Source organism: Ameyamaea chiangmaiensis, assembly GCF_013376175.1.
Lineage (GTDB): Bacteria > Pseudomonadota > Alphaproteobacteria > Acetobacterales > Acetobacteraceae > Ameyamaea > Ameyamaea chiangmaiensis.
The window spans coordinates 1-5,036 of sequence record NZ_JABXXR010000176.1; the positions used below are offsets into that span (position 1 = coordinate 1).

The window sequence follows — 5,036 nt, forward strand, 5'->3', positions numbered from 1 at the left end:
TTGCTGGGCCTGTTGCGGGTCCAGCGCGCGCGACTCGACGTACTGGCCGGGCGGCTGGAGGCGATGTCGCCGCTCGGCGTGCTGGAGCGCGGGTATGTTCTGGTTCGCGATGCCGACGGGCGTCCGGTGACGCGGGCCGAGGGGGCACGGCCCGGTGCGCAGGTCACCCTGACCTTCCGTGACGGAGAACGTGCCGCGCGGATCGAGCGGCCGCGCACCGGGGCGCAGGGCACGCTCGATATCTGAACGCGTCCGGCTAGCTTTTATGGGGCGGCGCGTTGCCGGACTGCCGGGCGATCACGGCGTTGGCCTCGCGTATCGCGCGGCCTTCGTCGCCCGTCCGGGCAAGGCAGTCGTTTGCAACCTTGGCCCACAGTACCTGCAAAGGGTGTGTATCGGCCTTGTGGGTGTGGGTTGGCGCGTCGTGCGGGGTCCAGGGCATCGTCGTTCTCCGGGCGGGTCGGATGACCGTAGGAACGCATGGCGGGCGGGGAAAGATCGCACCACGCGCGGCAGGGCTTGGCCACGGCAGGAGCTTGCGGCAAAGATGGCGTTCAAGACAGACATGGAAGCCTCGCCGATGCCGTTTACGCCCCCGGAACTCCGGCCTTCGGCCAAGGCCGCCACACCTGCGCGGGCCCTCGCCTCGGCGGCAGTGCTGGTAGTCTGCGCGGCGTTGGCGGGGTGCGCCGACCAGACGCCGCAGGCCACGGCGTCTCAGCCCGCAACCCATATCCCGCCGCAGGATTTCGCCCCCGGCACGGTGGTGGAAGGTCCGCCGCCGGCCAACGAGGCGCAACTGACCAACGACCCCTCCGCTCCGGCCAACACCCCTTTGTGCGGCACGGCCGCGCGCGAGGCGAACCAGATCGCGGCGGCGAACTATCCCGAGCCGGGCCGTTCAGGGAACGCCTGTGTGCTCAGCGCGTGTTACGATGCCCAGACCGCCACCTATATCGGGGCCGACGGCAACCGTCATATCTGCCGCTGACGCATCATGTGCCGTGTGAGGACGCGGCCACAGCAAGCGTCGGCCGCGCCTTCAGGCGCGAGGCGCTGACCAGGGCGCCGATCCAGACCACCACAGTCCCGAACTCGAGACAGTTCAGTGAAGGTTCTGTGGGGAAGATCGCCAGTAAGAGCGCGACCAGCGTGGCGCCCGTGGTCTGGCCGGTCAGGCGCGCGATCGACATCATGCCGCTTGCACCGCCGGAGCGTTCAACGGGCGAGGCCGCCATCATCGCCTTGTTGTTGGGCGCCACGAACAGGGCATACCCGATGCCCGCGAAGCCCATCCGCAGCATCAGATCGAGGTTGGAGGCAGAGGCCGGCGCAAGACGCAGGAGCAGATAACCCATGCCGACGATGAACAGTCCCAGCGATGACAGGATCGCGGCCGGGTAACGGTCTGCCAGCCGACCCACGAAGGGAGAGGCAACCATCATCCCGACTGGCCACGGCGTGATCAGCAGTCCGGTCAGCACCGGCGATCGATGAAAGTGATTCACCAGCGTGAACGGCGTGGAGATCATGAAGAAGTTGGCGCCCGCGTATCCCAGGAAGCAGACGAGTGCCGCCACGCGGAAGTCGCGGATGGCCAGCAGGTCAACGGGGAGGATGGGTGCCGCCAGACCGTGCTGGCTGCGCAGCAGCAGGACAAAACATACCGCACCCAGACCGATCAGCGCGGCCGCGCCCATGGGGGCAATGGCATGCACCAGCAGGTCGCTGCCGACGATGACGCTGCCGAAGGCGATCAGACACAGAAGGCTCGACAGCCAGTCGATGCGCTCGATCACCGGGGGTGCGCCGCGCATGAACAGGGCCGACAGCACCAGGGCCACGCCACCGAAGGGAAGATTGAACAGAAACAGCCATCGCCACGACGCGACGGAGAGAATGATCGCTGCGACCGATGGGCTCAGCGCCACGCCCATCGCCGTTACCAGCGCGTTGAGGGCAAGCCCGCGCCCGAGTTTCGAGGCGGGATAGGCCGAGCGGATCAGCGCGGCGGCAACGGCCAGTATGCAGGCCCCGCCACACCCCTGGATCATGCGTGCGATCACCAGCACCGCGAACGAGTGCGCCGCCGCGCAGAGTGACGAGCCCAGCATGATCACCACCAGCCCCATCATGCATGTACGGGCGGCCCCGATCCGGCTTGACCATGCGGCCATGGGCAAGGTGAGCATCGTGCTGGCCAGCTGATAGGCATTGACCACCCAGACCGCGTGGGATGCCGAAACCCCCATTTCCCCGGCAATCGTCGGCAGCGCGATGTTCGCCACCGCGTAATCGAGCACTGCCAGCAGGACGGACAGCATGATCGGCACGACGGACAGCCATTCGATCCGTTCGTCCGTACAGTCACCGGTTGGTGGGAAAAGCGATCGTTGCATGTTCGTTGTGATGACCGAGAGCAGGCTCCGGCGCAAGGGCGCTCCTTGCCGCATGACGCGCCGGGCCCGGACGGCCCTGCGCGGGCGACGCGCACTCATGGCGTCGGCGCAGGTCAGTCCAGCCCGTCGTCGTCGGCTGTGCCCACTTCGACCACGCCCGCAATCCCGGCCAGAGCCGAGATCAGGTGCGAGACCGGGCGCTTGCCGCGCACCTCCATCGTCAGGCAGACGGGCGCAGTTCCTTCGCCGTCCTCATGCTGTCCATTGCGGGTGATGCGCACATGGCTGACGCTGAAGCGCAGCGTGGTGCATTCCACCAGAAGCGCGCGCAGCACGCCCTGGCGGTCGTTATAGGACACATCGAGCGTGGTGGCCGTGTTTTTGGGTCTGGGCATAAAGCGCAGCAGCCGCGGAAACACGAACATGATCACGAAATGTCCCAGCGTTGTCGCCACGGCCAGCACCAGCAGTCCGGCGCCACAGGCCATGCCCAGAGCGGCGGTCAACCACACGGAGGCCGCCGTCGTCAGGCCGCGCACGACATTGCGGCGCATGAAGATCACGCCGCCGCCGATGAAGCCCAGTCCCGACACCACCTGTGCCGCGACCCGCGAGGGATCGAGCACGACGAGCCCGGGCGTCAGAACGTTGTTGAACCCGTATTTGGAGATCAGCATGAACAGGGCCGACGCCACACCGACCAGCGTATAGGTGCGTAGCCCCGCGCTCTTGTTCCTGACCTCACGCTCCAGCCCCACAAGGCTGGACAGCACGAAGGCCAGCGCCAGTTCGCCCAACTGCGTCCAGCCTTCGCCCGGTAGTCCCGAAACCGTCATCATCGTGTCTCCCGCCCTGCGTTTCGCCGATCGTGCTTCCGGTTGGCCGTGACTGTATCAACCGCGCTGGCGCACGCACTGAAAAACCCTCCGGAGGTGACGTCGTTATTTATCTGGGTCTAGAATTATCGCTGACAGAACGACGGAAAAGACGGGAGAGCATGATGCAAGAGACGATCGCCGGACACGAACAGCGCATCGATGGTGTCATTTTCGATATGGACGGGCTGTTGCTCGACAGCGAGTCGCTGGCGATGGAGGCGCTGGTCAGCGCCGGTCTTACGGTGGGCTACGACATTCCGATGACGTTTTGTCGCCGGATGATCGGCGTGCCGGCCGACGGCTGCCGCACCCTCGTCCGCGAGGCCTATGGCGCCGATTTCCCGGTGGATGCCTTTTTCGCCGCGCAGGAAGAACACCTGCGCGATTTCGTCGACGCGGGGCGCCTCGTTCTCAAGACGGGGGTGGAACCGCTGCTCGATTATCTGGACGAGCATAAAATCCCGCGTGCCATTGCTACGTCCTCGAGCCGCTATCGCACCGATCATCATCTGAAACTGGTTGGCCTGTTCGATCGCTTCGACGCGATCGTCACGCGTGACGACGTCACGCGCGGCAAGCCCGACCCGGAGCCCTATCTGAAAGCGGCTGCGAAGCTGGGGGTCGAACCGTGCTTGTGTCTGGCGCTGGAGGACTCGCACAGCGGCGCTCGGGCGGCGCACGCGGCCGGCATCCGCGTGCTGGTAATCCCCGACCTGATGGAACCGAACGACGAGATCCGCGCCAAGGCCCACCACGTCCTCGCCGACCTTCATGAGGCACTCGCGTTCATCCGGCGCACGCGCGGCTAGGAAACGGGTAAGGGCGGAAGGGCGCCCAGCGCTCGCGCCTCTCTGGTTCAGGTGACGCTGAAGGCGCGAAAAACGTCGCGCGCGTCGCCATCGTCCAGACGCTCCAGAAGAGCGGCCACGACGCCCACCACGCGTTCGTGGTCGGGCAGCGGCTCTCCGAATACATCGTCAAGCGTCAGGAACGCTTCGGCCTGGGCGTGATAATCGTGGCGCTGGTCCCGACAGATGGCGGCCAGACGATCGATGCGCGGATCATGCAGGGCGACGTCGAGCTCGTCCTGTTCATGCAGGGTGAACCAGCGGATCCAGCAGGCAATCAGCAGCGTCGCGCCCGGGACCGGACGACCGGCCAGCATGTTTTCGCGCATGGGCTCGATAATGCGCGAGGCCATCTTGACCGAGCCGTTGCGTCCGATGCGGTCCATCTGGTGTTTGATGGCGGGGTTACGAAAACGGGCCATCAGTTCGGCGGCGTAGCGGCGGCGGTCGTCGTCGTCGAACGCGATGGCCGCACCCTGTTCGTCCAGCATGAAGCGCGCGGCCAGCGTGCCGACGACAGGGTCGCGGGCTGCATCGGCGATCGTCTCCAGTCCGGCCAGCGCGCCCGCATAGGCCAGCAGCATATGCGTCCCGTTCAGCATCCGCAGCTTGGCGGTCTCGAACGGCGTGACGTCGGGCACGAACAGCGCGCCGACCCGGTCCCACGCGGGGCGTGGCCCGTCGAAATCGGTGATGATCCACTGGAACCACGGCTCGGCCGACAGCGCCGCCTCGTCGCGCAGTCCCCCCAGCGCCGCCTGCGCATCGGTCCGATCCTGGTCGCTGGGTGGCGGCACGATGCGGTCGACCATTGTGTCGGGGAAGGGAACCTGTGTCTCGATCCACTGCGCCAGCGCGTCGTCGCCCGCCAGGGCCGCGAACGCGGCGGTCGCGGCGCGCAGCATCGCGCC

The 5,036-nt window shown here is 66.6% G+C and carries 7 protein-coding genes; 3 read left to right on the forward strand and 4 right to left on the reverse strand.

Annotation, left to right across the window (positions count from 1 at the left end):
- A partial coding sequence (locus HUK82_RS14380; RefSeq protein ID WP_305144411.1) for an exodeoxyribonuclease VII large subunit occupies window positions 1-246 on the forward strand: 246 nt, incomplete at its 5' end.
- A 10-nt stretch (window positions 247-256) separates the two neighbouring features.
- Here HUK82_RS14380 and HUK82_RS14385 read toward each other — a convergent pair.
- Entirely contained in the window at window positions 257-442 is a 186-nt protein-coding gene (locus HUK82_RS14385) for a hypothetical protein (protein WP_176614614.1), read from the reverse strand.
- Window positions 443-580: 138 nt separating this feature from the next.
- On the opposite strand from HUK82_RS14385, the gene HUK82_RS14390 reads away from it, so the two are divergent.
- Window positions 581-991 (forward strand): hypothetical protein, encoded by a 411-nt coding sequence (locus HUK82_RS14390; protein ID WP_373318213.1) that lies wholly within the window; start codon window positions 581-583, stop codon window positions 989-991.
- A gap of 4 nt (window positions 992-995) precedes the next feature.
- Here HUK82_RS14390 and HUK82_RS14395 read toward each other — a convergent pair whose 3' ends face one another.
- Window positions 996-2,399 carry an MFS transporter gene (locus HUK82_RS14395; RefSeq protein WP_212647907.1) on the reverse strand — a complete coding sequence of 468 codons (1,404 nt, stop codon included), beginning with the start codon at window positions 2,397-2,399 and terminating at the stop codon, window positions 996-998.
- Window positions 2,400-2,512: 113 nt separating this feature from the next.
- Window positions 2,513-3,235 carry an MgtC/SapB family protein gene (locus HUK82_RS14400; RefSeq protein ID WP_176614618.1) on the reverse strand — a complete coding sequence of 241 codons (723 nt, stop codon included), beginning with the start codon at window positions 3,233-3,235 and terminating at the stop codon, window positions 2,513-2,515.
- A 161-nt stretch (window positions 3,236-3,396) separates the two neighbouring features.
- Here HUK82_RS14400 and HUK82_RS14405 point away from each other — a divergent pair, with 161 nt between their 5' ends.
- Window positions 3,397-4,086, forward strand: a complete 690-nt coding sequence (locus HUK82_RS14405) for an HAD family hydrolase (RefSeq protein WP_176614616.1) — start codon at window positions 3,397-3,399, stop codon at window positions 4,084-4,086.
- Between the two features lie 47 nt (window positions 4,087-4,133).
- On the opposite strand, the gene HUK82_RS14410 is transcribed toward HUK82_RS14405, so the two are convergent.
- The coding region (locus HUK82_RS14410; RefSeq protein WP_456304206.1) for a mannitol dehydrogenase family protein at window positions 4,134-5,036 on the reverse strand (903 nt) is incomplete at its 5' end.

Coding starts and splice junctions, on each gene's coding strand:
- HUK82_RS14385 (WP_176614614.1), bottom strand. CDS start 442: ATGCCCTGGACCCCGCACGACGCGCCAACCCACACCCACAAGGCCGAT.
- HUK82_RS14390 (WP_373318213.1), top strand. CDS start 581: ATGCCGTTTACGCCCCCGGAACTCCGGCCTTCGGCCAAGGCCGCCACA.
- HUK82_RS14395 (WP_212647907.1), bottom strand. CDS start 2,399: ATGCAACGATCGCTTTTCCCACCAACCGGTGACTGTACGGACGAACGG.
- HUK82_RS14400 (WP_176614618.1), bottom strand. CDS start 3,235: ATGACGGTTTCGGGACTACCGGGCGAAGGCTGGACGCAGTTGGGCGAA.
- HUK82_RS14405 (WP_176614616.1), top strand. CDS start 3,397: ATGATGCAAGAGACGATCGCCGGACACGAACAGCGCATCGATGGTGTC.